Annotated in this window: 20 protein-coding genes; all 20 read left to right on the top strand. The window is 62.9% G+C overall.

What is annotated here, in order from left to right:
* Window positions 1–23: 23 nt before the first annotated feature.
* On the top strand, window positions 24–524 hold the full coding sequence (locus tag HY57_RS13475) for an Hcp family type VI secretion system effector (RefSeq protein ID WP_019467497.1): 501 nt from the start codon (window positions 24–26) through the stop codon (window positions 522–524).
* Between the two features lie 24 nt (window positions 525–548).
* On the top strand, window positions 549–1,343 hold the full coding sequence (locus tag HY57_RS13470; protein WP_026034317.1) for a type VI secretion system accessory protein TagJ: 795 nt from the start codon (window positions 549–551) through the stop codon (window positions 1,341–1,343).
* Window positions 1,344–1,355: 12 nt separating this feature from the next.
* Window positions 1,356–1,859, top strand: a complete 504-nt coding sequence (gene tssE / locus HY57_RS13465) for a type VI secretion system baseplate subunit TssE (RefSeq protein WP_019467499.1) — start codon at window positions 1,356–1,358, stop codon at window positions 1,857–1,859.
* 5 nt (window positions 1,860–1,864) lie between these two features.
* On the top strand, window positions 1,865–3,748 hold the full coding sequence (gene tssF / locus HY57_RS13460; RefSeq protein WP_019467500.1) for a type VI secretion system baseplate subunit TssF: 1,884 nt from the start codon (window positions 1,865–1,867) through the stop codon (window positions 3,746–3,748).
* On the top strand, window positions 3,712–4,734 hold the full coding sequence (gene tssG / locus HY57_RS13455) for a type VI secretion system baseplate subunit TssG (RefSeq protein ID WP_019467501.1): 1,023 nt from the start codon (window positions 3,712–3,714) through the stop codon (window positions 4,732–4,734). Before tssF ends, tssG begins: the two co-directional genes overlap by 37 nt.
* Window positions 4,735–4,857: 123 nt before the next feature.
* The gene (gene tssH, locus HY57_RS13450; RefSeq protein WP_019467502.1) at window positions 4,858–7,590 is read left to right on the top strand and encodes a type VI secretion system ATPase TssH; all 2,733 of its coding nucleotides are present in this window, start codon (window positions 4,858–4,860) and stop codon (window positions 7,588–7,590) included.
* 48 nt (window positions 7,591–7,638) lie between these two features.
* Window positions 7,639–9,126, top strand: coding sequence for a hypothetical protein (locus HY57_RS13445; RefSeq protein WP_019467503.1), 1,488 nt, complete (start codon window positions 7,639–7,641; stop codon window positions 9,124–9,126).
* A 366-nt stretch (window positions 9,127–9,492) separates the two neighbouring features.
* Window positions 9,493–10,374 (top strand): hypothetical protein, encoded by an 882-nt coding sequence (locus HY57_RS21655; RefSeq protein WP_144240833.1) that lies wholly within the window; start codon window positions 9,493–9,495, stop codon window positions 10,372–10,374.
* Between the two features lie 131 nt (window positions 10,375–10,505).
* Entirely contained in the window at window positions 10,506–10,889 is a 384-nt protein-coding gene (locus HY57_RS13435) for a hypothetical protein (RefSeq protein WP_019467505.1), read from the top strand.
* Between the two features lie 310 nt (window positions 10,890–11,199).
* Window positions 11,200–12,345 carry a Bd3614 family nucleic acid deaminase gene (locus HY57_RS13430; protein WP_019467506.1) on the top strand — a complete coding sequence of 382 codons (1,146 nt, stop codon included), beginning with the start codon at window positions 11,200–11,202 and terminating at the stop codon, window positions 12,343–12,345.
* Window positions 12,346–12,535: 190 nt separating this feature from the next.
* Entirely contained in the window at window positions 12,536–12,823 is a 288-nt protein-coding gene (locus HY57_RS13425; protein ID WP_026034318.1) for a PAAR domain-containing protein, read from the top strand.
* An 11-nt stretch (window positions 12,824–12,834) separates the two neighbouring features.
* Window positions 12,835–14,214 (top strand): tetratricopeptide repeat protein, encoded by a 1,380-nt coding sequence (locus HY57_RS13420; protein ID WP_019467508.1) that lies wholly within the window; start codon window positions 12,835–12,837, stop codon window positions 14,212–14,214.
* A 183-nt stretch (window positions 14,215–14,397) separates the two neighbouring features.
* Window positions 14,398–16,404, top strand: coding sequence for a type VI secretion system Vgr family protein (locus tag HY57_RS13415; protein WP_019467509.1), 2,007 nt, complete (start codon window positions 14,398–14,400; stop codon window positions 16,402–16,404).
* A 10-nt stretch (window positions 16,405–16,414) separates the two neighbouring features.
* On the top strand, window positions 16,415–16,954 hold the full coding sequence (locus tag HY57_RS13410; protein ID WP_019467510.1) for a DUF6931 family protein: 540 nt from the start codon (window positions 16,415–16,417) through the stop codon (window positions 16,952–16,954).
* 37 nt (window positions 16,955–16,991) lie between these two features.
* Entirely contained in the window at window positions 16,992–18,284 is a 1,293-nt protein-coding gene (gene tagH / locus HY57_RS13405; protein ID WP_026034320.1) for a type VI secretion system-associated FHA domain protein TagH, read from the top strand.
* 25 nt (window positions 18,285–18,309) lie between these two features.
* Entirely contained in the window at window positions 18,310–18,957 is a 648-nt protein-coding gene (locus HY57_RS13400) for a response regulator transcription factor (RefSeq protein WP_019467512.1), read from the top strand.
* Window positions 18,958–19,341: 384 nt separating this feature from the next.
* The gene (locus HY57_RS20925) at window positions 19,342–19,929 is read left to right on the top strand and encodes a helix-turn-helix domain-containing protein (protein ID WP_158407932.1); all 588 of its coding nucleotides are present in this window, start codon (window positions 19,342–19,344) and stop codon (window positions 19,927–19,929) included.
* A 121-nt stretch (window positions 19,930–20,050) separates the two neighbouring features.
* Window positions 20,051–21,388 (top strand): type VI secretion system baseplate subunit TssK, encoded by a 1,338-nt coding sequence (tssK, locus tag HY57_RS13390; protein ID WP_026034321.1) that lies wholly within the window; start codon window positions 20,051–20,053, stop codon window positions 21,386–21,388.
* 37 nt (window positions 21,389–21,425) lie between these two features.
* Window positions 21,426–22,718: a type IVB secretion system protein IcmH/DotU gene (icmH, locus tag HY57_RS13385; RefSeq protein ID WP_430536792.1), complete on the top strand. Its 1,293-nt coding sequence runs from the start codon at window positions 21,426–21,428 to the stop codon at window positions 22,716–22,718.
* Window positions 22,719–22,721: 3 nt separating this feature from the next.
* On the top strand, window positions 22,722–26,240 hold the full coding sequence (gene tssM, locus HY57_RS13380; RefSeq protein ID WP_019467516.1) for a type VI secretion system membrane subunit TssM: 3,519 nt from the start codon (window positions 22,722–22,724) through the stop codon (window positions 26,238–26,240).

Below are 26,240 nucleotides of genomic sequence, written 5' to 3'. Positions count from 1 at the left end.
TTGCACATCAAGGGAGATATGTCATGGCTTTCGACATGCATCTGAAATTCGGCCCGGGCAAGGTCGAGATCAAGGGCGCTTCAAACCACAAAAAGCACAAGGGCGAAGTGCCGATCCTCGCGTGGTCGTGGGGCGTCAGCAACACGGGCGACCTGCATAGTGGCGGCGGTTCAGCCAGCGGCGGCAAGGCGCACGTCCAGGATATTTCCATCACCAAGTACGTGGACGGTTGCTCCAACGCCTTGCTCCAGGCGTGCTGCACCGGCGGTCGCATGGATCAGGCGTGGCTGTACGTCACCAACGCCACCGGCGAACAGACCGACTTCCTCACCATCGAACTCAGCGAAGGCGTGCTGATCACCTCGGTATCCACCGGTGGTAGTGGCGGGGAAGACCGGCTTACCGAGAACGTCACCTTGCACTTCGGCAAGTTCAAGTATGCGTTCCAGCCGCAGAACGACAAGGGTGCGGCCGATGGCGGCGCCAAGGAATTCACCTACGACATCCAGGCTGTGTCGGCATAACGGCGGCCCGCCCACGTGACTGTCCTGGATGCCAGCGCGGAAAGCCTCCTCAGGCAGGGTCGGCCGGAGGAGGCGCTTCAGCAGCTTACCGCTGAAGTCAGGCAACACCCGGCGGACGCCAAGCGGCGTGTCTTCCTGTTCCAGCTGCTGAGCTTGCTGGGGCAATGGGAGAGGGCGCAACACCAGCTCGTCGTGAGCGGCGAGCTGGATGGGCTCAATAGCTTGCTGGTGGGTGCCTATTCCGCGGCACTGAAAGGCGAGCTGACACGTGGCGCGGTGTTTCGTGGGGAGGCCACGCCCACGGTCATCGGTGAGCCGGACGCGTGGCTGGCGTTGCTGCTTCAGGCGATCCGCCACACTGCGGAAGGCCACCATGTGCAAGCGGCGCGATTGAGGAACGAGGCCTTCGAGCAGGCTCCGGCAAGCAAGGGCCATGTGGACGGCGCAGCGTTCCAATGGTTGGCAGATGCCGATACACGCATCGGTCCCTGTCTTGAGGTCATCGTCAGTGGCGGCTATGCCTGGGTGCCATTTGCCAGGATCAAGTCACTGGTATTCGAGGCACCTTCGGACCTGCGCGACAAGGTTTGGGCTCCCGTGCAGTTGACCCTGGCCAATGGTGGCCAGATGGTGGGCTTCGTACCGGCGCGCTACCCGGACACGGAACGCTCGGGTGACAACGATCTGCTGATGGCACGCAAGACCGAGTGGAATGACGTGGGCGAGGAGACCTTCCTCGGCATCGGGCAACGCATGTTCGTCAGCGACGCGGGCGATTACTCCCTGCTGGACATCCGTCAGATCGACTTCGAGTCATGAGGTGAGGGCTCCATGGCCGAACTCACCACCCAGGAACGCCTGCAGCCTTCGCTGCTCGACCGGTTGACCGATGACGAGCCGGGCAAGACGGAGGAAAGCCGCGACAAGCGGGTGATCTCCGCCACGCGATTGCGCGAATGCGTGACGCGCGACATGTCCTGGCTGCTCAATTGTGTAAACCTCGGGGTGAGCGTGGACCTGGAGCCCTACCCGGACGTGGCCCGTTCCGTGCTCAATTTCGGCATACCCGACCTGACGGGTGTGGCGCTTTCCGGCATCGATGCCGACGCGCTGCAGCGTGAGATCCGCGACGCCATTCTCGCCTTCGAGCCCCGCCTCACCGGCAGCAGCCTGCGTGTCACGGTGCACGCCAACGCCGGGCGCATGGATCGGCAGTCCCTGATGTTCGACATCGAATCGGAGATGTGGGCGCAACCGCTGCCGCTGAATCTTTACCTCAAGACCGAAGTGGACCTGGAAACGGGCAAGCTCGCGGTCACGGAAAGTCTGGGTTGAGTGGCATGGATCCGCGTCTGCTCCGTTACTACAACCGTGAATTACAGCATGTGCGCGAGATGGGCGGCGAGTTCGCGCGCGAGTACCCCAAAATCGCCGGCCGTCTCGGCCTGGAAGGCTTCGAGTGCGCCGACCCCTACGTGGAGCGCCTGCTCGAGGGCTTCGCCTTTCTGGCGGCGCGCGTGCAGCTGAAGCTCGACGCGCAGTACCCTGTATTCACCCAGCATCTGCTGGAGATGATCTATCCGCACTACCTGGCGCCGGTACCTTCGATGGCGGTGGTGCAGCTGCATCCCGACCTGAAGGAAAGCGGCCTGGTCGCTGGCCACACCGTGCCGCGGCATACCGCGCTGCGCAGTCTCACCGCGCGCGACGAACGCACCGCCTGCGAGTACCGCACGGCGCACGACGTCACGCTGTGGCCGCTCAGCCTGGTCGATGCCAAGTATTTCGAGACGCCAGCGGCGCTGGCCGCCGCGGGCATCGAGCTGCCCGGTGGCAAACCCGTGCGCGCGGGGCTGCGGCTGAAGCTGACCGTGCCGGCGGGCATGCAGGTCGGCATGCTGCCCATCGATGCGTTGCCTGTCTTCATCGCCGGCAGCGACGAGCAGCCCAAGCGCCTTTATGAGCAGTTGCTGGGCAACGCCGTGGCCTGCGTGGTGCGCGGGCAGGGCGCGGATGGCCTGTTGAGCCGCACGCTGGAGGCGGGCAGCATTCGCCCCCGGGGCTTCGAGGACGCAGATGCCCTGATTCCCTATGATGGCCGCTCGTTCAGCGGCTACCGTCTCCTGCAGGAATATTTCGCCTGTCCGGAGCGCTTTCTGTTTGCTGAATTCACGGGCCTGCGCCCCGCGCTCGCGCGCATGCAGGGCACGGAGTTCGAGCTCGTCGTACTGTTCGACCGCAGCGTCGCCAGCCTGCACAATGCCGTGGACGCGAACAACTTCCGCCTGTTCTGCACGCCGGCCATCAACCTGTTTCCGCGCCGCGCCGACCGCATCCACCTGCAGCAGGGCAAGACCGAATACCACATCCTGGCCGATCGCACCCGGCCCATGGATTTCGAGATCCACAGCGTAGACCAGGTGGAAGGCTTCGGCGACCTGCAGGAGCCCGAGCAGCGCTTCCAGCCTTTCTACGGCGGCGACGAGCGCACCTGGCACCAGCGCCAGGCAGCGTTCTACACGATTCGCCGCGAGCCGCGCCTGCTCTCCGCACGCCAGAAGCTGCAGGGTGCGCGCTCCAGTTACGTCGGCAGTGAAGTGTTCATCGCCCTGGTGGACGCCAACGATGCGCCATACCCGACCCGGCTTCGTCAGCTCGGCATGCAGCTGCTGTGCACCAACCGGGATCTGCCGTTGCACATGCCGATCGGCAAGACGCGGACCGACTTCGCCATGGAAACCGGCGCACCGGTGGAAAGCGTGCGCTGCGTCGCCGGCCCCACCAAGCCGCGCGCGCCGCGCGCCACCGGCGAAACCGCGTGGCGCCTGCTCAGCCACCTGCAGCTCAACTATGTTTCGCTGCTGGATGATGGTGCAGGCAAGGGCGCAGCGGCGTTGCGCGAGATGCTGATGATGTACTGCGACGAGTTCGATTCCGCGGCGCTCCGCCAGATCGAAGGCATCAAGGCGGTCGGCTCCCGGCCCATCGTGCGGCGCATCCCCGTGCCCGGTCCCATTGCCTTCGGTCGCGGGCTTGAAATCACGCTGACCTGCGACGACGGCGCTTTCGAAGGTACCGGCGCCTACCTGCTCGGCGCGGTGATGCAGCGCTTTTTCACGCGTTACGTCTCCGTCAATGCTTTCACCGAAACCGTGCTGCGCACGCTGGAACGCAACGAGGTAGCCCGATGGCCGACCATGCTCGGCAAGCGTCAGATCCTGTAGCGCTGGAAGAGGCGCTGCAGGCGACGCCGGAAGCCTTCGAGTTTTTCGAAGCGCTGCGCCGGCTCGAATGCGCGCATCCGTCGCAGCCCCGGCTGGGCGAATCGGCCAAACCGTCCGATGACCCGGTGCGCCTGTGCCATGCGCCGTCGCTCGCGTTCGCCCCGCGCATGATCGATCGCTACGAAATGCGCGGCGCTGGTCAGCCGTCGCGGTTGCACGGCCTGTTTTTCGGCCTGTTCGGACCGAACGCACCGTTGCCGCTGCACCTGACCGAGTACGCGCTGGATCGCGAGCGCAATGCGAAAGACACGACCTTCGTCGCCTTCGCCAACATTTTTCACCACCGCATGATGGGCTTGTTCTACCGCGCCTGGGCCAATGCCCAACCCACGGTGCAACACGACCGCCCTGACGAGGATGGGTTCTACCTGTACCTGGGCGCACTGATCGGCCAGGCCACCCCGCACCTGGATGGCCGCGATGCCTTGCCCGATCGTTATCGGCGTCATTTCGCCGGCCGCCTGTGGCAGCAGACGCGCAACGCGGAGGGCTTGCGCGGTCTGTTGGAGCGCTTTTTCCACGTATCCGTGGCGGTGGTGGAATTCGTTGCCGAATGGATGAGCCTGCCGGAAAGCGCCCACCTGCGCCTGGGTGGCGGCAGCGACGTGGCAAGCCTGGGCCAGACCGCCGTGCTCGGTGCACGTGTGCGCGGTTGCCAGCAACGCTTTCGTCTGCGCCTGGGCCCACTGGATCGCCTGCAGTTCCATCGCTTCCTGCCGGGTGGCGAGGCATTGAGGCAACTCACCGCCGCCGTGCGCGGCTATGTCGGCGACGAGAAGGCGTGGGACGTGCAGCTGGTGCTTCACCCGCATGACGCCCCGGTCGCCCAACTGGGGCGTCAGGGCCGGATAGGGATGACGACCTGGCTCGGCAAGCCGCGCCACGCTGCCGACGTGGACGACGTGATTCTCCATCCACTGCGATAGGCCGTGCATGCCCATGTGTCCGATGTTGCCGGTAAATGGGTGTCGATGATGCAGTTAGCCCCAAATCAGCTGACGCGTGCCCCCAGGGTGCGTTGCTCCCAACTCTAGAAGGAAGTCGTCGCCATGGCCGAGATCAGTCGAAGCGCTCTGTTTGGCAAGCTCAACAAGCTGGCCTACCGCGGCATCGAAAGCGCCACCGTGTTCTGCAAGCTGCGGGGCAACCCGTACGTGGAACTGGTGCACTGGATCCATCAGATCCTGCAACTGCAGGATTCAGACCTGCATCGCATCGTCAAGCAGTTCAATCTCAATCCGTCGAACCTGGCGCGCGACGTCACCGACGCACTGGATCGCCTGCCGCGCGGCTCCAGCACCATCTCCGACCTGTCCAGCAACGTGGAAGAGGCCGTAGAGCGTGGCTGGGTGTTCGCCACGCTGATGTTCGGCGAGGCGCAGGTGCGCACCGGATACTTGATCCTTGGCATTCTGCGCACCCGTCATCTGCGCAACGCGCTGATCGCGATCTCGGCAGAGTTCGACAAGATCAAGCCAGAGGCCCTGGGCGAGAAGTTTGCCGAGGTCGTGGGTGGTTCGCCCGAAGACGGCCAGAACGCCAGTGACGGTTTTCGCATGGGTGGCGCGGTACCCGGCGAAGCCAGTGGCGCGATGGGCCCGGCGCAGATGGGCAAGCAGGAGGCGCTGCGCCAGTTCACCGTGGACCTCACCGAGCAGGCGCGCAGCGGCAAGATCGACCCCATTGTTGGGCGCGACGAGGAAATCCGCCAGGTGGTGGACATCCTCATGCGTCGCCGGCAGAACAACCCGATGCTGGTGGGCGAGGCCGGCGTGGGCAAGACGGCCGTGGTGGAAGGCTTCGCGCTGCGTATCGTCGCGGGCGATGTGCCTCCGCAACTGAGGGACGTGGAGCTGCGCACGCTCGACGTCGGTCTGCTGCAGGCCGGCGCCAGCATGAAGGGCGAGTTCGAGAACCGGCTGCGCCAGGTGATCGAAGAAGTGCAGTCCAGCCCCAGGCCCATCATCCTGTTCATTGACGAGGCGCACACGCTGGTCGGTGCCGGCGGCGCTGCCGGCACGGGCGATGCCGCCAACCTGCTCAAGCCGGCATTGGCGCGCGGCAACCTGCGCACCGTGGGTGCTACCACCTGGGCCGAATACAAGAAACACATCGAGAAGGATCCCGCGCTTACCCGTCGCTTCCAGACCGTGCAAGTGGACGAGCCCAGCGAAGAGAAGGGCATCCTGATGATGCGCGGCGTGGCCAGCGTGATGGAGAAACATCATTGCGTGCAGATTCTTGACGAAGCGCTTGAAGCCGCCGTGAAGCTGTCGCATCGCTATATTCCCGCGCGGCAGCTGCCGGACAAGGCCGTGAGCCTGCTAGACACCGCCTGCGCACGCGTGGCGATCAGCCAGCACGCCGTGCCGCCCGAAGTGGACGACACCCGCAAGCGCATCCAGGCACTGGATACCGAACTAGCCATCATCGCCCGCGAACGCACGGTAGGTGTGGATGTCGCCGAGCGCGAGGCGGCAGCGTGCGAAAAACTCGCTTTCGCCAAGGCGCGACTGGAAACGCTGGAAGTCAACTGGCAGGCAGAGAAATCGCTGGTCGAGCGCATCCTGGCGTTGCGCGCCCGCCTGCGCGGCGATGCCTCGCCCGTGGAGGGTACTGGCAGCGCGTTGGAAAAAGCTGCCGATGCGGATACGGATGTCGCCGTTCACGAGCCTGTGCTTGACGAGATGACGCGCGCAAAGGCGCTGGGCGAACTCAAGGCGCTACAGGCCGAGTTGGCCGAATTGCAGGGTGACGCGCCGCTGATCCTGCCTACCGTCGACTACACCGCCGTCGGCGCCGTCGTTGCCGACTGGACCGGCATTCCGGTCGGGCGCATGATCAAGAGCGAGCTGGAAACGGTGATGAACCTCGCCAGCCTCATGGCCCAGCGTGTGATCGGACAGAACCACGCCATGGAGATGATCGCCAAGCGCATCCAGACCTCCCGCGCCGGACTGGACAACCCCAACAAACCCATTGGCGTATTCATGCTGGCCGGCACCTCCGGCGTGGGCAAAACCGAGACAGCGCTAGCACTCGCCGAAGCGCTCTACGGTGGCGAGCAGAACCTGATCACCATCAACATGAGCGAGTTCCAGGAAGCGCACACCGTTTCCACGCTGAAGGGCGCACCCCCGGGCTATGTTGGTTATGGCGAAGGCGGCGTGCTCACCGAGGCCGTCCGTCGCAAGCCGTATTCCGTGGTGCTGCTGGATGAGGTGGAGAAGGCGCACCCGGATGTGCATGAAATCTTCTTCCAGGTGTTCGACAAGGGCGTGATGGAAGATGGCGAAGGTCGCCAGATCGATTTCAAGAACACCCTGATCCTGCTGACCACCAATGCCGGCACCGATCTCATCGCCAGCATGTGCAAAGACCCGGAGCTGATGCCTGAGCCCGAGGGCATGGCGAAGGCGCTGCGCGACCCGTTGCTGAAGATCTTCCCGCCGGCGTTGCTTGGGCGCCTGGTGACGATTCCGTACTACCCGCTGAGCCCGGAGATGCTGGGGGAGATAGTGAAGCTGCAGCTCAATCGCATCAAGAAGCGGATCGAGGCGCGCTATCGCATTCCGTTTGAGTATGACGATGAGGTGGTGAGGTTGGTGGTGAGTCGGTGCACGGAGAGTGAGTCAGGTGGACGGATGATCGATGCGATTCTCACCAACTCGATGTTGCCGGATGTCAGTCGAGAATTCCTGACAAGAATGATTGATGGTGTGGCGGTGTCAGGTGTACGGGTGGGTAGCAGGAACGGTGATTTCGACTACGCCTTCGCCTGAGTATGACTTGAGCGATGGCCGGATTTCTTTGGGGAGAAAGGAACTTCTATGTCAGTCAACGAAATCGAGGGCTTCGAAGAGGCAAAAAGGCGACTCACGCTCTACTTCGGTGATGGCGCCTTCAAGTCGGGCGATCTCGACAAAGCGTCTCAACTTCTTGACTTCTTATCAAGCAAGGAGTCGCGCGCAAGATTTACAAGTTCCCTTGATGAACTATCGAGATCGATTTGGGTTGCCTATAACAATCCAGAAATCATGGAACAATCAAATCGCTTCACTGCTGCCATCATCAGGGTGGGTGCGGGACTTGGCTTCTCTTGCCAGGAAAACGTTGTTTTTGTCGGCGCGCTTGACGGCAGGGCCTTTGGAGACAATTTGAAGGGAAAGGTTCTGTGGAAGGATAGTTTCGCGGTTGATCATGGAGAGTTTTCACACTCTTATCAGTGGTTGGCGGCAGGTGAAGCGCTTGGCTGGCACACGGGGACCGCCGACTTCTACAAGAATGTAGCGGAGATACGAAGCGTGGCCCCTTTATTCGTCATAGACAACGGAAGGTTGGCATATCGCCGCGCGCCCTTATGGGAGTACTTGGTTGACTGCACGAACTATAGTGACGGCAAGTGCTCCGAATCGAATCGCAGGGATGCGGTCAGCGCTTACGTGGACGCTCAGCTCGCCCGCCTGAAGAGCGGTGACTTCGTTGACCCCTATTTTGCGAATGAATATTTGCGAAAAGTTTATAAAACTGAGTTATTTCAGGACGATGGGAAGTGGAAGGCGGAGTTCGACTCCATCGATAAGCGTAAAGCCAGAAAATCCGATATTGGCAGCCTTGTCTTGCAAGGTGAGTCAACAAAGGGCGATCTCATCGCGACCTTCAAACTTCAGGAACAAGGGAAGTTTGATTTTCAGAATGCAATTACGACGGAATTTTCGGCTGGCGGGACGTATCGTTCGCCAAACAACGTCACTTACCTCGTGCGAAGCAAAGCCGATTGGTTCATAAATTCGTATCAGCTTCACCGTGCGGGGCGTCGGGCGCCGTTTGACGAGAGCCTGTATCCGTCACCGGAAGATAAAGACGGGGCCAAGCGTGGAGTGCTTGGACGCCGAGCAATGGAAGGTGTGGCGAAACTTGAAGATCAGTTCGGCGCATTGAGGGTCTCCACGCTGGATAGAGACAGACAGGTGACCGGGGAGCGAGCTCCTGGCAAGAGAGAGATCGCAAGCGGAACGGTTAAACATGTTAATGATCGCCATGGCAATTTGATCACAACGCCGCTGCCGACGGTGGCCCTGGATGTCCGTGGCCGCTCTGAAAGCTTTCGATCTACCAATCCGATCGAGGGGACACGGTACGCGCAACACAAGAACTATCTATCCAAGAATGGCTTTGTAGAAGTCGCGCCAAATGTTTATCGGCGAAGTGCTGATGCACGAGAAATAATCCGCAAGGAACAATTGTCCGCTGAGTATCACGGGGTGGCCGGCCTCATCAATGCCGGCTTGAAAGATTCAATCTCTATCAGCAAGTGAAGTGAGGGCGCGGGTAGCCTGTCCGGAAAACCCGGGGCAAAGTGAGCTCTGACCATGGCCCCCTAAGCAAGGGAAAGAGTGGGCATTTGAGCGGTAGGATTGCCGTTGATGACGACACATCGAAATAACAACGGTGCCCACTTGCAAGGTTCAGAGCGGATCCCGGAAAACCTGGCAGATACGCGCACTGGTCGAGAGCTTCAATCGGTAGCAAGTGGTTGTGCCAGCGCCAGTCCTCTATGTGCGCCAGGTTAGAAAAAGATGTGGGGCACGCGTTGCGCGGATTCGTGCGATTCCAGGTGCCGCCTGAATCATTGCGTCTCCTTGGGAAGTTGACCCGAAAATCTTTCTCAGGCAGGGAAAATCATGCGTGCCGAAGACATCAATATCGTTGCCAATCACCTCGATCCTTACTTGCATAGAACGATAATAAAAAAATCATACAACCCTGGCACCGGCAGGATGGCGGACGTTTCAAGATCGGTTATCGTCGATGATGGCGCGCTACCGGGTAATGACCCGATGATGACTGGCTCACAGGTGGCCACCGCCCAGTTGCTGGTTGGCATTCCTGGCAACGATTCCCAAGAAAGTTATTGGCTGGAGTACGGCCGCCGTATTCATCAGCGCTTCGTCGACAACGAACCGCTGGGTATCCGCTGTGACAGTTGCACCGCCCTGGCTTACTATCTTCTCCGCACCAACGGCTGCAGCGGACATATCTCCGTCATCGAGCAGGCCAAGGGCAATGCCAATGGCCATTGGTTTCTGCTGGTTGGCTGTCCACCTGGTGCAGCCATCAGCTATCAGAACAATTTTCCGCGTGGGAGTTTTGTCGTCGATCTTTGGGGGGTTGGGGTCAAGCGCCAACGCGCCGAGAGCCATAGTTTGACTTCGGTGATAGATCCGGCATCGTGCATCTATTCGTGCGGTGACGACAGCCTTAAGCGAAAGATCAACTATGCCGGATCGGTGACGGTGCCGAGTCAGGCTTCGTTCGTAGCTGAGACCACTGTATCTGGATGCTTTGGTGACAAGTCGCGCAGCGCCAAGCTCAAGGCGCTGGATGGCATGCTCGGCCAATACCACGCAGGCACAGCGACGCTGGAACAGCTCGCCACCACATTTACCGGCTGGATCAACAACAAGGATAAGCGACAGGGTGATGCTATCGATAGCATCCGAAACGCCACAGGGAAAATGGCTGAGCTCCGGCAAAGTTTGCGTTGGCTTGGCCGTGCAGTATGAAGAAATGGAAATAAACGGATCGGGTTCACTTGTGGTCCCCTTGGCTGACGGAGTCCGACCCCGCTTTTCCCTTTCTGGGGTGGCTGGCCACACATGAGTCAGTATTTGGGTTCTCCCACGCAGGGGCATCAATGAATCGCTGGCAGCTGAACATAACCAAGCAGGGAAAGGCGGGGTTTCTCGTATTCAGTTACGAGAATGGAAAGATCTACTGCATGACTCTGTACGCGGCGGATTCAGACGGCTACAGCCTGTTGCACGATGCCGTGGCAGCCGTGGCGGTCGAGGCTAAAGGACAGAATAAGATTCCATCAGATCACGAAGCGATTCACGTTCTTCTTGGTCAGAACCTTGGAGTGCATGCCGATCAGACTAAGGCCGAAGGTCGACACTTTCATTGGGTTTTCGCCGGACTGGATGCAGAGAATGGCTTCGTAACCTTGATCAAGGGCTTGAAGACCCAGAAGTTCGTCACATCGGCTGTTGCCCAGGAAATGGGTGCCCTAATGCTGTAGTGAGGGCTATTGCATCGGCAAGCGAGGCATTGCTGTAAGCGGTCCCAGAGAAGATGGTTGGATCCTGCACGGCAAAAGGGACATTGCCTGATGGCTATTCTTAGACAGGGAGTGCGCTGGCGTTTAAGGGGTCATGGCAAGTCACTCCCGAAGAGAGAAGCGGGGTCGGGTTCACTTACGGCATCCTTTGGGACTGAATTCGATTGGACTGCTCGCGTCGGACGTCAGGCGCGAAGTTCTCGGGCTTGCGGTCTGGCAAATGCGTTCCTGGCGAGCTTGATCTCGTCATTTTCTACAAGGGTGGTGACCCATGGATTTGGAGCAATTTCTGACGAAAGCAGCAAAGGCGTCCAGTTGGGATGAGCTGACGGGATGTTTTTCCAACGCCGAGAATCGAACGGCTTACTACCAGGTCGGAACCGTCACCTATTTCGCTTCCGAGCCAGTGATTTCGACCATCACTCCCTTGTGGCTACTGGTCATGTCGAGGACGAGTCGAAAAGTACTGAAGGGGAAGGATCTTCGGTCCAATTATCTCAGCCGCCAAGAGGACAGATCGGCGGCAGAGGTGGGGATTATGCAACTGACGCTCGATGGTTCGCCTCAGTACGTCAGGGTTGTTGCCCCCGGGGTGAATCCAAGCCCTGGTGGCGAAGTGAAGCGCATTTCCCTCGCTGAACTTCAAAGGAGTTTGGCGGACAAGTACAAAGTACTTGCACCTGGTGGGAATATCGTGAGTGATATTCAGTCCATTGTGGCGTCGGTGAAGTCAGACGAAGGCTATCGTGTGGCGGGAACGCAAACCGTCCATCGCCTCTATCTTGCGGCGGCGTATCTGCTGCTTCACAAGAAGCATGAGGACGGAAAGAAGGATGGCGTTGTCAGCCTTATTGTAGACAGGGGTGGAAACATCGTCAGCTGGGGTATGAAGAATAGTGACGTGTCGTGCTGGCATGGTGAGACCAGTGCCGTCATGGCGCTTGGCGGAAAAGTGCCTGACGGTGGATGTATCTTCTCGACGCTGAAGCCTTGCAAGATGTGCGCGGGCCTGATTGTCGGCGGTAGCGGCTCGGTACGAGTCTATTTTGGCCAGCAGGATTCAGGGGACGACGCCAGGAACACGGTACTTGATAGGGGTCGTCGCAATTTCTCCCTCGATGCCCACAAGCGTGAAAGCTTGCCCTACGGTTTGATGGTGAATCACGGGGACAAAAAGATAGCCCTGGCCGGCACGTTGCATGAAAATTTCGAAGGTCAAAAAGAGGGCGGCACGGTCAGCCCCATCGACTATGTCGTCAGCAACGAAGCAAGGGGCCTGATGGAGGCAACCGAGGCCGCCTTGAGGTCAAAGAGGACGAAGTATGCACTAACGGATCGCCCATTGAATCCAAACACGAAAAGCGTGGTGGATTACTTGGTGAGGTTTCTCGAATTTCAGGACATCAGGCTGGGATAGTTCTTCGTGTCGGTTTCATGCATGCGACGAGTGACCGAAACCCGCAAACATGCTTTGCCCCGCGCCCATTCGCGACAAGATATTCACGACCTTGAGCGAAAGCATATAAATCAGTGCGATTCATTTTACTGGATCGACAACAACGTGATATCGATATTCATCAATGACGTAGTCGATAGCCGGAGCACTCATGCAACCCGCTGCACGCCTAACTGATCTTCACACCTGTCCCATGGTGACCGGCGTGGTGCCGCATGTGGGTGGTCCGGTCTCCGCACCCGGTGCGCCGACGGTGCTGATCGGTGGTCTGCCGGCAGCGCGACTGGGTGACATGGCGGTATGCGTGGGGCCGCCGGATTCCATCATCAAGGGTTCGCCGACGGTACTGATCGGTGGTCAGCCAGCGGCGCGGCTGGGGGACAGTACGGCCCATGGCGGGGTGATTGTGCTGGGGTGTTTTACGGTATTGATCGGGTGAAGGGAGCGCACATGGATCAGCACTCGGCTCATGTCCTGGTGAACCTGTCGGCCTTGCGCCTGGAGGTGCCTGACTATCGCGACACCTTGCGCGAGGCCATGGAGGCGCACCGGGCGAATCAGCTGGACAGGGCGGAGCAGCTCTATCGAGCAGTGCTTGAGCGACATGCAACGCAACCGGATGCGCTGCATTACCTCGGCGTATTGCAGCATCAGCGCGGGTTGAGCGATGAGGGCGCGACGTTGATCCAGGCTTCGCTGCGCGTCACGCCGAAGCATCCCGACGCGCATAACAACCTCGGCAACATCCACAAGGAATGTGGACGACTCAAAGAAGCGGAGGCCTGCTACCGGCAGGCGCTGACATGCTCGCCGGGGCACCATCACGCGCAGAACAACCTCGCCATCGTGCTGGAGGCACAGGAGCGACCGGAGGAGGCTTTTCTTGCCTATGCCCGGCTCCTGGAAATCGCGCCCGAGTATGCTCAGGGCCATTACCTGCTGGGCCTCTTCCTGCGCAACTACGCGCAGAACATTGAGCACGTCGAGCAATCGGTCGAATGCTTTCGCATGGCCTACGCGCTGGACGACCGCAACCTGCGTGCGCTGGAAGGCATGGGCATCTCGCTGTACGCGCTGAACCGGCGCGAGGAGGCAGCGCAGGTGTATCGCGACTGGCTGGGTCGCGAGCCGGACAACCCGATTCCGCGACACATGCTGGCTTCTTGCGGCGGCGCCGAGACGCCACCACGGGCGGACGATGCCTATGTGCGTAACGTGTTTGACGGTTTCGCCGACAGCTTCGACGAGCAGTTGCTGAAGAACCTGGGCTATCGGGCACCGCAAGTGTTGATGGAAACAATGGCCGCGGTGCTGAACGGTCCCAACGCTACGCTGCATGTGCTGGATGCCGGTTGCGGCACGGGCTTGTGTGGCCCGCTGCTGAGCCCTTACGCGGCCCACCTCGTTGGCGTGGACCTGTCGCCCGGCATGGTGGAGAAGGCCAGGGCGCGTGGCGGCTACGACGAACTGGCGGTGGCTGAGCTGACGGCGTATCTGGAACGCCACCCGCAACAGTACGACCTGGTGTTGTCGGCCGATACTCTGGTGTATTTCGGCGACCTGCAGCAAGTTGTTGCGGCGGCCCACGCCGCGTTGCGCCCCGGCGGCTGGCTGGGCTTTACGCTGGAAGCGCTGGAAGCGCTGGATGCCGCGGATGACAGGGTGGAACTGACGCCCAGCGGGCGTTACCGGCATTCGCGCCGTCACGTGCAACGGGTACTGGATGACGCCGGCTTCACGGACGCCCGCATCGAGGGCGACGTGCTGCGCCGGGAGGGCGGCCAGCCGGTGCGGGGCTGGGTCGTGCGGGCCCGGCGCGCGAGCGCCTGACTACCCCATTTTCGGGACTGACCCGCCGAAGCGCTGGACGCTATGCTCGGCGGCGAGCCGCGCACGGCGCCGCGCTCATTCCGTGAGACGAAGTGACGGGCAGTCCGGCCCGGCTTTCGCTATGTATGCGGTTTACCGGCCGCTGCATGGGCGGCGTAGCGTTGCCTTCCTGGAAACCGACCGATGGCTCATGCGATCACCCTGTCCAGCGATCTCGGCGACAAGCTGCTGTTTGCCAGCATGCGCGCCGACGAGCCACTGGGCCGGCTGTTCCGCTATGAGTTGGAACTGCTGAGCCAGGACGACCAGGTGAATCTTCGCCAGCTACTGGGTACGTCCATGACAGTGAAGTTCGTCGCGGCGGACGGCTACACGCGGTACTTCAATGGCATTGTCATCGAGGCCGCGCAAACCGGCTTCCGCACCATCGACAAGCTCAGTTACGCGGTATACCGCGTGACCCTGGCGCCCAAACCCTGGCTGCTCACCCGCAAGGTGGACTGCCGCATCTTTGTGGACCAGAGCGTGCCGGACATCGTGCGCACGGTGCTGGGCGAGATCGGCTACGGCGACCTGAAGTTGAGCCTGAGCGGCAACTACGACAAGCGCGATTACTGCGTGCAATACCGCGAGGACTATTTCAACTTCATCAGCCGCCTGCTGGAGCAAGAAGGCATCTACTATTTCTTCACGCATGCGGACGGCGCGCACACCATGGTGCTGGCCGATGCGCTGGGTGCACACGCGCGCACGCCATCGTTCGAAAAGATTCCCTATGCGCCACCAGTGCAGCAGGGTAAGCGCAACGCGGCATCGGTCGATGCCTGGCGGCAACTGCGCGGGGTGCACGCCACCAAGGTACAGCTCACCGACTACGACCCCCTCAATCCGCGCACCTCGCTGCTGGCCACCGAGGAGATCGGGCAGGCGGGCGATTGCCATGAGATTTCCGGCCTGGAGGTATTCGACTACCCCGGCGCGCATGAGGTCACCGCCACGGGCGAGCGCTATGCACGCGTGCAGGCCGAGGCGCGCAATGTGCAGCGCTCGCGCTACGAGGGAAGCACCAATGCCTGCGGCATGGCGGTTGGCGCGTTGTTCGAACTGAAGGATTTTCCGCGTCGCGCATGGAACCAGGAGTACCTGGTCATCGCCACGCGCATCCGCCTGGCCGAAAGCGGGTATGCCTCCGGCGACAGCGACGGCGAACCGTTCACCTGCGAGCTGGAGGCGATCGAAAGCAAACTGCCGTTCCGCAGCCTGCCGCAGGCGATCCGCCCCACCATCGCCGGCCTGCAGACGGCCGTGGTCGCCGGCGATACCGCCGAGGACATCGCGGTGGACAAGCATGGCCGCATCCAGGTCATCTTCCACTGGAACAAGCTCGACAGGCAGAACGGCCGACAGTCCTGCCCGGTACGGGTCGCATCACCTTGGGCAGGCAAGAGCTGGGGTGCGGTAAGCATTCCGCGGGTGGGCCAGGAAGTGGTGGTGAGCTTCCTGGAAGGCGATCCGGACCGGCCGCTGATCATCGGTAGCGTCTACAACGCCGACAACCCGCCGCCGTACAGCCTGCCGGACAACAAGACCCAGAGCGGCATCAAGAGCCGCAGCCTGCAGGGCGGCACCGACGACTACAACGAGATCCGCTTCGAAGACAAGAAAGGCAGCGAAGAACTGTATCTGCACGCACAGAAGGACATGCGCGAAGAGGTGGAAAATGACCACTTCGTCGAGATCTCGCACGATGAGACGGTCACCGTCAAAAACGACCAGACCGAAACCGTGCAGCACGACCGCAAGCTCAGCGTCGGCAACGACGACAAGCTGGACGTGACCCAGAACGCCACTACCAGCGTCGGCCAAACCTTCAAGCTCACGGCGGGCAGTGAGATCCAGCTGGTGGCCGGCGCGTCCAGCATCGTGATGAAGAGCTCCGGCGAGATCGAGATCAAGGGCGTCAACGTGAAGATCACGGGTGACGTAAGCGTGAAAGTGGAAGGCCAGGTCGAAGTAGGCGTCAAGGCAGGAGCCACCATGGATATCGGCGCGGGCGCAAGCCTCAAGGTGCATTCCGACGGCATGCTGGAGGTCAATGGTGCCGCCATGACCACGGTGAAGGGCGCCATGCTCACCCTCAACGGCGAGGGCATGGCCAAGCTCGGTGGCGGCATCACCATGATCGGCTGAGGAAGCGCCCATGTCCGCCCTGATGCAGGCCGCCCGCCAGATGGATCTTTCGCCCGACGCCGTCGCGCGCCTGCACGCGGAGATGACGCCGCAGTCCGCCGTGCGGGAGCTGCTGGATGCCGGCATGACCACGGATGCGCTGAAGCTGCTGGCAAGGCTGCTGCCCAAGCGCTACGCCGTGGCCTGGCTGTGCCAGTGCGCGCGCGGACAGGCGCTGGACGGCGAAGCCCTGGCGGGCGCGTCGCTGGCGGAGAAATGGGTGCGCGATCCAAGCGAGGGCAACCGGCGCGCCGCATTCGAATTTGCGACCACCGGCGGATACCAGTCACTCGGCGCATGGCTGGCCGCGTCGGCGGGCTGGGCGGGCGGCAGCCTTGCACCCGCGACACAGGCCACGCCAGTTCCACCGGCCGACCATTTGACGGCGCGCGCCGCTGTCGCAGTGATCAACCTGTTGGCGGCGCTGGTGGCGGACGCGTTCGAGGCGCGCCGCGTGGCCTTCATCGGGCACGCCATGAACCTGCTCGAAACAGAACGTGCGGGCGCTTGAGCAGTACACGGCCATTGACTGGAAAAGGGATGAACGCGTGTCCAAGACCTTGATCCTCGCCGTTGTCGGACAGCAGGCCGCGCAATTCGGCAGCCGTCGCCACAAGGCGTTCGAAGGGCAGGGCGGCAGCATCGGCCGTTCGGACGACTGCGATTGGGTGCTCAACGCGTCCGGCGTGTCGCGCACGCACGCCATGATCCGCTTCCTCAATGGCCTGTACTTCGTCGAAGACCGCAGCACCAACGGCATGCTGCTCAACGGCATGGCGCTGGCCAAAGGCGAGCCATCCGCGCTGAATCACGGCGACCGCCTGCAGATCGACAGCTTCGAGGTGGAGGTGGCCTTGCGCGATGGCGCTGCCGCCGAACCTGACCGGACACACGTCGCGCCGACACCCGCGCCGGCACCGGCACCGGCTCCTGTATCGGCCCTGCCTGTGCACGAGGCCTTCGACCTGGACATGCTGGGCCCCGGGCCCGCCCCGGCGCACACGTCGTCACTGGACAATCTGATTGATGGCCCGGGTGCCGTCCTGCCCGGTGGCGATCTTGATCCGCTGAGCTTCCTCAACGCGCCGCTATCGTCCCAGCCGCCGGTCCGCGAGGCGGCGGCATCGCCCGGCTGGAATCACAGTCCCGGCATCGAGGATCACTTCCGTCCACCCCATGCGAGCACCCAGCACCAGGCCTTGCCGGAGAACTGGGATCTGACCATGGGCGACTTCGCGTCGCCACCGGTGGCGGCGAGCCCGGCGGCGGTCACGCCGGCTCCGGCACCCGCGCCTGCGGCGGCCTCCATGCCGGCGGAACTGGAACAGATTTTCCGTATCGTGGTCGACGGTGTGATGGACGTGCTGCGCGCACGTGCGGAGATCAAAAACACGTTCCGCCTGCCGGTCACCATCATCCAGCGTTCGGAGAACAACCCGCTGAAGTTTGCCGCGACGCCGGAGGAGGCCATGCAGAAGATCATGGCGCCGCCCAGCGCCGCCTTCCTGGCCGGCAGTGCCGCGTTCGACGATGCCTTCGACGATATCCGTTGCCACCAGATGGCGATGCTCGCCGGCATGCGCGCCGCGTTCGACTCGCTGCTGTTCCACTTCAATCCGGACCGCTTCGAACGGGAAACGGACAGTGCCGCGCGCCGCTCGGCGTTCTCGGGCAAGGGGCGCTACTGGGAGCGGTACCGGGAGAACTTCGACGAATTATCGAAAGATCCGGACGGCTGTTTCCGCCGTCTGTTTGGCGACGAGTTTGCGCGCGCCTACGAGGCCCAGCTGGCCCGGCTCAAGTCCGCGCGCCGGGCAGCCATGGCGCCGACACGTCGTTGACGGGCGATCACGAAGACGGGGGACGATGAAAGTGTCTGGCTTCCTGCTGATCGATGACCACGCCATGTTCCGCGAAGGTATCGCGCTGACCATCGCGCGGGAATTCCAGGACATGCCCATCCATGCCGTCTCCACCGGCAAGGAAGCCATGGAGGTGCTCAATGCGCACAAGGAAATCGATCTGGTGATGATGGACATCTATTTGTCCGACATCGCAGGCAATGTATTGCTTCGTTACCTGCGCCAATTGAGGCGCAAGCTGCGCATCCTGGTGGTGTCGGCGTCGCGGGATCCGGTCGATGTGCATCGCGCGCTGTCCGCTGGCGCGCACGGCTATATCCATAAGAGCGCCGACAGCCACGGCCTGCTCGATGCCATGGCGCGCGTGCTGTCAGGACAGGACTATGTCCCTGCCGCGTTTGCGCAGGCGGGCGTGCATGCGATGCGCGCGGATGATGCCGTGCTGCTCGGCAGGCTCACCCCGCGGCAGACCGAAGTGTTGCGATTGGCCTGCGAAGGCCTGCGCAACGGAGAGATTTCAAGCCGGCTTGGCATGGCCGAGAAAACGGTGAAGGCACACATGTCGGCCGTGCTGGCGGTGCTGGACGTGCCCAATCGCACGCAGGCAACCATCGTCGCGCGTCGCGGCGGCCTGTTGCGTCATTCGATGTAGATAGCAGGTTGTGTCGTGCGGTGACGCGATCGCGCGACGGTAACGCAGATAAAGCCAGGGAAAGGTTCGATCGCAGTGCAAAGAGCTGCTGTCGCGGTACTTCCAGTCATCGGATTGGAAGGCAGTAGAGTGTTGCCGAACGCAACGTCCACACCATCAGGCCTAGTGCTTTTTTGCCGAATTTCCGCCTCGAACTAGGACTTTGGTCCGATGCGCCAGGGCAAGCACGATCCTATGCTCTCTGGCGAACAAGAGGCTATCCGACGGATGCGCCACTTGTCCCGAGGCCAAGTCATCTCTCTGCTCCGCCCACCGATGACTTTGCCTCACACGCGCCACCCTTGGAAGGTTGGCGCGGTTTTGCCTAGCGACAGGGGGCTACCGATGAGCGTGGAAGGAACATGGCGCACGCCATGTGCAGCGGCGTTTTCGGAGGAAATACGGCATGCCACCACGACGATGGCCGGTGGAGTGCCGCCACCCCGCACCGTGGTATACCCAGATTTCGGGGTAGGCCTGCATCGGCGCATACGCGCCTACATCGATGCCAACCTTGGTGACGACTCTCTCGGCATCGCTTCGTTGATCCGTGCGTTCGGTGTATCGCGGTCCACCTTGTGCCGCTTGTTTGGCGACGAAGGCGGGGTAAGCCGATACATCCGCCAGCGACGCCTCGGCTATGCGCACAAGCATCTGATGGACGACCCCGGGTGCAGCATCACCTGGCTTCTGTACGAGCTTGGCTTTGCCTCGGAGCGCCAGTTCCAGCGCGCATTCCATGCCACGTACGGCATCTCGCCGGCACAGTGGCGCAAGCGTTGCCGCGGCTGCACCGTGCTTGTGCATGCCACCGATGACGAGCAGGTCGGCCATGTCATCGAAGAAGCGTATGACCTGGCGGTGGCGTCGGAGGCCGTCGCTTTCGCGCCGGACTCGGTGAGACGGAATGCCGGGTGCGTCACCAAACCATGAACCACACTTGCCGACAGTCGATCGTTCGCTCGCGCCGCAGTTCATTCCACGGCGCCTGCAGGAGTGGCCGGGTGCCGCGCGCGACGACCCGGACGGCCATCGCAATGGGCGGGCGCGACAGATGACCCAGAACAACAAAGTCGTTTGGAGCGAAGGCCTGTTCCTTCGTCCACAGCACATGCAGCAACAGGAGCGCTACCTCGAGCGCTTCGTTGCGTTGCGCAGCGAGGCCTTGCGGCCTTATGCATGGGGCTTCACCGAGCTGGAGCTGGAAACCAACCTGCTCGCCATGGGCAAGTTCGGCATTCGTCGTGCACGCGGCGTCTTTCCGGACGGCACGCCCTTCGCCATGCCGGGCGACGATCCGTTGCCGCCCGCGCTGGAGATCGATCTCAACTGGCGTGACCAGACCGTCTATCTCACCCTGCCGCTGCGCTCACCCTCGCAGGCGGAGAGCGGCTGGCCGGATGCGCCCGCCGACAAGCTGTTCCGTTACCGCGTGCGCGAGACCGAAGTAGGCGATGCCTCCGGCAGCGTCGAAGGTACGGCGCTGCTCGAGGTCGGCGGACTCAGTAGCCGCCTCCTGCCGCAGTCGCATCCGCTGGAAGGGCTTTCGCGCATTCCACTGGTGCGCGTACTGGAATGCCGGCCGGACCAGCGCGTGGTGCTGGACGAGGGTTTCATACCCAGTGTCATGAGTTGCCAGGCGGCGTCGCGCCTGAGCACCTTTCTGGTCGAACTGCTCGGGCTGCTGCATCAACGTGGGGAGGCGCTGGCCGGTCGCGTGGCGCTGACGGATCGCGGCGGTGCCGCGGAGATCGCGGACTTCCTCCTGCTGCAAGTAGTCAACCGCTACCAGCCATTGGTGGCGCACTGGTCCGCGGCACCTGTGGCGCACCCGGAAGATCTCTACCGCGTGCTGGTGGAGATGGCCGGTGAATTGGCCACGTTCACCACGGCCGGCAAGCGTGCACCCGCCTTTCCGCCGTACCGGCAGGATGCGCTGCAGGAAAGTTTCGAGCCGGTGATGCTGGCCCTGCGCCAGAGTCTGAGTGCGGTGATGGAACAGACGGCCATTCCCATTCCGCTGCAGCAACGCAAGTACGGCGTGTGGGTCGCTGTTGTTCCGGACCTTGGCCTGCTGGATACCGCGGCCTTCGTGCTGGCCGCCAAGGCGGATCTCAAGTCGGAGGACCTGCGTCGGCAATTGCCCGCGCAGGCCAAGATCGGGCCGGTGGAGAAGATCCGTGACCTGGTGAACCTCCAGCTGCCGGGCATCGTGGCCAATCCGCTTGCCGTGGCACCGCGCCAGATTCCCTATCACTCGGGCTACGTGTATTTCGAGTTCGACAAGAACTCGTCCATGTGGCGCGAACTGAAGACGTCGGGCGGCATCGCCTTCCATTTCGGCAGCGAGTTCTCCGGTCTGGATCTGCAGCTGTGGGCCATCAGGGGCTAAGCAGATGAATACCGAACGGCCTTACGACGACGAGTCCATGCGTGACGCCACGATAGTGCGTCCGCGCCAGAGCGGCGGGCCTGCCGCACAGCCATCCGCGCCAGCGGCCGGACCGGTGCCGGTCATGCCCGCGCCGGAGCCCGAGCGCACGGATATCAGCGAGCTCCTTGGCGGCGGCATGAACCCGCTGGTGCAGGCGGCCAGCCCCTTGTTGTTGCTGGGTGTGCAGCTGAGGCACAGCGTTGCGCCGCCCAACCCGGCGCATCTGCGCGAGCAGGCCGTGGTGCAGGTGCACAAGTTCGAGCATCGCGCCAAGGAGGCCGGCATCGCGACGCAGACCATCACCGCTGCGCGCTACGTGCTGTGCACCATGCTCGACGAGGCCGTACTGAGCGCGCCATGGGGCGAGCAGAGCGGCTGGTCGCAGAAGACGCTGCTGGTGACCTTCCATGGCGAGAGCTACGGCGGCGAAAAGTTCTTCCTTATCCTCGACCGGCTATGCCAGGACTTCGGTGCACACATCGACCTGATCGAGCTGATGTACACCTGTCTTGCTCTGGGTTTTGGCGGGCGTTACCAGGTAGAGGCCGGCGGGCGCGCCCGGCTGGCCGACCTGCAGGAAAGCCTGTATCGACAGATCAAGGCGAAGCGCCCGGCGCCGGCCGAAGAGCTGGCGCCGCACTGGCGCGGCATCGAAGACCGGCGCAATCCGCTGATGCGCTACGTGCCGCTATGGGTGGTCGGCGCGGCGGCGGCCAGTGTGCTGGTGGGTGCGTTCCTGTATTTCCACGTACGGCTGAATGCGCTGTCAGCACCCTTGAGCGCCCAGGCCGCGCGCATCGGCTTGTCCAGTGCCGTGCCGCCCGCAGATGCGGCGCGCCCGGCGCCTGTACACAAAAGCCTGCGGCAGCTGCTGGCGCCTGAAATCCAGGCCGGGCAGCTGGACGTGGACGAGCAACCGGATGGCAGCGCCAAACTGCGCCTCAACGCAGCCACCATGTTTTCGTCGGGCGGGGTCGAGGTCGATCCTTCGCAACTGCCGTTGCTGCGCAAGATCGCCGAGGCGCTCAACCAGGTGCCTGGCCGCGCCATCGTGGTGGGTCACACCGATGACCAGCCCGTGCGCTCGCTCAAGTTCAAGGACAACTACGAGTTGTCCGCGGCGCGTGCGAAGGCGGTCAGCGACATGCTCGCCAAATCGCTGGACAACCCGGCACGTCTCGAATCCAGCGGTGCCGGCGATTCGCAGCCGATCGCGCGCCCACCCGAACTGCCCGCCAACCGTACGCGCAACCGTCGCGTCGAGATCCTGTATCTGCCCGGGAGCTGAGTTGTGAAGAACATCGTCTCACTGCTCAAGGCAGGCTGGTTCATCACGCTGGTGGGTGTCGTGCTGCTGGCCCTGTTGATCTGGCTGGCCGGTCCTTATCTCGGCATCGGCGCCTCGCAGCCACTGGCTAGCGTCCAGGCACGCCTGGTACTGATCGTGCTGCTGGTGGTCGCATGGGCGGCGTGGCTGCAGATCCAGCAGCTGCGCGCGCGCCATCGGCAGCAGCAGCTCTCCAAGGAGATTTCGGGGCAGGACGCGCGTAGCGAGCAGGATCGTGGCGATCGCAGTGCGGCGGAGCGCGCGCAGCTGCAGGCGCGATTCCAGGAGGCCGTGGACACGCTGCGCAAGACGCGCCGCAGCGGCGCCAATCTCTACACGCTGCCGTGGTACGTGGTGATTGGCCCGCCGGGCTCGGGCAAGAGCACGCTGCTGCAGCATTCGGGCCTGCAGTTTCCGTTGTCCGACCGCTTCGGCAAGCAGGCGTTGCGCGGCATCGGCGGCACCCGCAATTGCGACTGGTGGTTCACCGACGAGGCGGTGTTCCTGGATACTGCGGGCCGCTACACCACGCAGGATTCCGACCGGGGCGCCGATGCGTCGGCGTGGAGTGAATTCCTCAAGCTGCTGCGTCGCTACCGCCGGCGGCGCCCCGTGAACGGCGTCATCGTGACCATGAGCCTGTCCGACCTGCTGACTATGGACGAGGCCAGCCGCGATGAGCACGTACACCTGATCCGCCGTCGCCTGGACGAACTGGTGGAGCATCTGCGCATCGGCGTGCCGGTGTACCTGGTGTTCACCAAGTGCGACCTCGTCGCCGGCTTCACCGAGTACTTCGACGATCTCAACCCGGACCAGCGCAGCCAGGTGTGGGGAGTGTCCTTCCCGGTCGGCAAGACCATGGACGGCAGTGCCGCCCGCCAGTTCGCCGACGAATTCCGGCTGCTGCTGGAGCGACTCAACACACGACTGCTGGATCGCCTGCATGGCGAGCGCGACCGCACCCGGCGTGCGGCCATACTGGCCTTCCCGCAGCAGTTCAGCGCCCTGGGCGACGTGGCGCGGCAGTTCGTGGAAGGGGTGTTCAGCGGGCACGCCTATGGTGCGCCACTGTTGCTGCGCGGCGCATATTTCACCTCCGGCACGCAGGAGGGCACGCCGATCGACCGCATGATGGGCGCGGTGGCGCGCACCTTCGGGCTGGAGGCATCGCAGGTGCATGCGCCGGGTGCGCAGAGCCGCACGTTCTTCGTCGAGCGCCTGCTCAAGGGCGTGCTGTTCAAGGAGTCGGGCTTTGCCGGCACCAATCCCGCACTGGAGCGCCGCAAGCTGTTGCTGCAGGCTGCCTGCTATCTGGCGGTGGTCGCCGCCACGCTGCTCCTGCTGCTGGGCTTTGCCGGCAGTTACGCGCGCAACAGCAGCTATCTCGCGCAAGTGCAGTCCGCGCTGAAGGATCTGCCGGAGCATGCCGACCTGTCCGGCGCGCACGACCAGAAAACCTATTTCGCTTTGGCGCTGCAGCGCCTGGAAGCCCTGTCGGGTGTCGTGGATATCGCCCGGCAATATCGCGGACAGGAACCGCTGTCGATGCGCTTTGGGTTGTACCAGGGGCGTGCGGTCGGCAGCGAACTGCAGGATGCCTACGTGCGCGAACTCAACGGGCTGTTGCTGCCCGGCGTGGCCGCCCAGTTTCGTGCGGGGCTGGTGGCACACGCCTCCGAGCCGCAGGCCTTGTACTACTACCTCAAAGCCTATCTGATGCTGGGCCAGCCCAGGCACGACAACGTCGATGAGCTGGCCGCGCTGACCCAGCTGGAGTGGCGGCGGGTCTTTCCTGATGACGTCGTACTGCAGAAGACGCTGGAACGGCACTTCCAGATACTGCTGGACGACCCCGGCAGGTTGCGCGCGATCACGCTGGACAACAGCCTGGTGGAGCAGGCCCGCAACACCTTGCGTTCGGCCGATCTGGCCAGCCTGATCTACGGCAACCTGCTGCTTACCGCCGAGGGCGGCGATCACGCACCGCTGCAGCTCGACAAGGAGCTGGGCCTGCTCGGCAATGTATTCCGTCGCCGCAGCGGCACACTCTTGTCGCAACCCTTGCCGCCCCTCTACACGCAGGCTGCGTTCGAGGACGAGGCAAACCAGGGCATCGAGAAGGCCGTGCAGGGGTTCGCCAAGGATGACTGGGTCTTTGGCGCCCAGCCCATCGACGCTATGCAGCGTGCGCGCCTGTCGCAGCAGGTGCTGGCGCTCTACGAGCAGGATTACATCAAGGCCTGGGACTCGCTGTTGGCCGACCTGCAATTGCAGCCGGTGAGCGACATGCCGTCCGCCAGCGCCCTGGCGGCAAAGTTGGCAGGCCCCAGTTCGCCCCTGAAGCTGCTGCTGAAGCTGGTGCGTGACAACACCAGCGACCTGATGCGCACGCCGCCGCCCGACGCAGCTGACAAGGCTGTGGCTGCCGCAGCGGGCGCGGCCCAGAAAAAAGCCACCAGCAACGCGCTGGCGGCGACGCTGGCCAAGGCGGCGGGCGGCAAGCCCGAAGCGGCGACCGACAAACCGGGGCAGGCGATCAGCGATCACTTCGCAGCACTCAACAAACTCAGCGAAGGTGCGCCCGGGGCCGCACCCATCGACCAGACGCTCACCGCGCTGGATCAGCTCAGCAAGACCATGCTGACCATGACGGATTTCAGCAGCGCCGCCAGCCAGCCCAATCCGCAACTCCTGCTGGCGCGCCAGCAGGCCGCGCAACTGCCGCCGCCGGTATCCGGCTGGGTGGATTCGCTCACCGGCAAAAGCGAAGCCCTGGTGGCTTCGGGCGCCAAGGGCGCGCTGGACGACCAGTTCCAGCAGACGGTGGTCAAGGATTGCGGCGACTTCATCCGCGGGCGCTACCCGTTCGCACCGGACAGCCGCACCGACATCCCGGTGCAGAACTTCGGCGAGATGTTCGGCTACGGCGGTCGCTTCGACACGCTCTACAAACAGAACCTGGACAAGCTGATCGACGCCACCGGCAAGACCTGGCGCTGGAAGAACACGCCGGGCGTGGTGACCGGCTCGCCGGCCATGCTGGCACAGGTGCAGGCGGCCGACCGCATCAAGCAGATGTACTTCCGCGGCGGCAATCTCCCCGAGGTGGATTTCACCGTGCTCACCCCCGTGCTGGATGCCGGCATCGCGCGACTGGTGGTCGATGTGGACGGACAGAAGTACGACTACCAGCCCGGTGGTGCGCCCAGCATGGCCATGAAGTGGCCGGGCCCGACGCCCGGGCATGTGTCGATTGCTGCCTATGACGCGAGCGGAACCCTGTTGAGCAGTTTCGATTACCAGGGCGACTGGGCCTTCTTCCGCGCACTCCAGGCCGCGAAACTGCAGAAGCAGTCGGACCTGCGCTTCATCGCCGGCTTCGATTTCGGTGGCCGTGGCGCCAGGCTGGGCATCCAGGCCAGCAATCTGCGCAACCCGTTCCTCAACGACGACGTGCAGCGTTTCCGCTGTGGCGGCTAG

This window comes from Dyella japonica A8 (assembly GCF_000725385.1).
Taxonomy (GTDB): Bacteria; Pseudomonadota; Gammaproteobacteria; order Xanthomonadales; family Rhodanobacteraceae; genus Dyella; species Dyella japonica_C.
The sequence above is the reverse complement of the archived record's forward strand: the minus strand, read 5'-3'. Positions and strand labels throughout refer to the sequence as shown.

Excerpts from the sequence above, each read along its gene's own strand:
- HY57_RS13475 (WP_019467497.1), top strand. The coding sequence starts at position 24 with ATGGCTTTCGACATGCATCTGAAATTCGGCCCGGGCAAGGTCGAGATC.
- tssE (WP_019467499.1), top strand. The coding sequence starts at position 1,356 with ATGGCCGAACTCACCACCCAGGAACGCCTGCAGCCTTCGCTGCTCGAC.
- tssF (WP_019467500.1), top strand. The coding sequence starts at position 1,865 with ATGGATCCGCGTCTGCTCCGTTACTACAACCGTGAATTACAGCATGTG.
- tssG (WP_019467501.1), top strand. The coding sequence starts at position 3,712 with ATGGCCGACCATGCTCGGCAAGCGTCAGATCCTGTAGCGCTGGAAGAG.
- tssH (WP_019467502.1), top strand. The coding sequence starts at position 4,858 with ATGGCCGAGATCAGTCGAAGCGCTCTGTTTGGCAAGCTCAACAAGCTG.
- HY57_RS13445 (WP_019467503.1), top strand. The coding sequence starts at position 7,639 with ATGTCAGTCAACGAAATCGAGGGCTTCGAAGAGGCAAAAAGGCGACTC.
- HY57_RS21655 (WP_144240833.1), top strand. The coding sequence starts at position 9,493 with ATGCGTGCCGAAGACATCAATATCGTTGCCAATCACCTCGATCCTTAC.
- HY57_RS13435 (WP_019467505.1), top strand. The coding sequence starts at position 10,506 with ATGAATCGCTGGCAGCTGAACATAACCAAGCAGGGAAAGGCGGGGTTT.
- HY57_RS13430 (WP_019467506.1), top strand. The coding sequence starts at position 11,200 with ATGGATTTGGAGCAATTTCTGACGAAAGCAGCAAAGGCGTCCAGTTGG.
- HY57_RS13425 (WP_026034318.1), top strand. The coding sequence starts at position 12,536 with ATGCAACCCGCTGCACGCCTAACTGATCTTCACACCTGTCCCATGGTG.
- HY57_RS13420 (WP_019467508.1), top strand. The coding sequence starts at position 12,835 with ATGGATCAGCACTCGGCTCATGTCCTGGTGAACCTGTCGGCCTTGCGC.
- HY57_RS13415 (WP_019467509.1), top strand. The coding sequence starts at position 14,398 with ATGGCTCATGCGATCACCCTGTCCAGCGATCTCGGCGACAAGCTGCTG.
- HY57_RS13410 (WP_019467510.1), top strand. The coding sequence starts at position 16,415 with ATGTCCGCCCTGATGCAGGCCGCCCGCCAGATGGATCTTTCGCCCGAC.
- HY57_RS13400 (WP_019467512.1), top strand. The coding sequence starts at position 18,310 with ATGAAAGTGTCTGGCTTCCTGCTGATCGATGACCACGCCATGTTCCGC.
- HY57_RS20925 (WP_158407932.1), top strand. The coding sequence starts at position 19,342 with ATGAGCGTGGAAGGAACATGGCGCACGCCATGTGCAGCGGCGTTTTCG.
- tssK (WP_026034321.1), top strand. The coding sequence starts at position 20,051 with ATGACCCAGAACAACAAAGTCGTTTGGAGCGAAGGCCTGTTCCTTCGT.
- icmH (WP_430536792.1), top strand. The coding sequence starts at position 21,426 with ATGCGTGACGCCACGATAGTGCGTCCGCGCCAGAGCGGCGGGCCTGCC.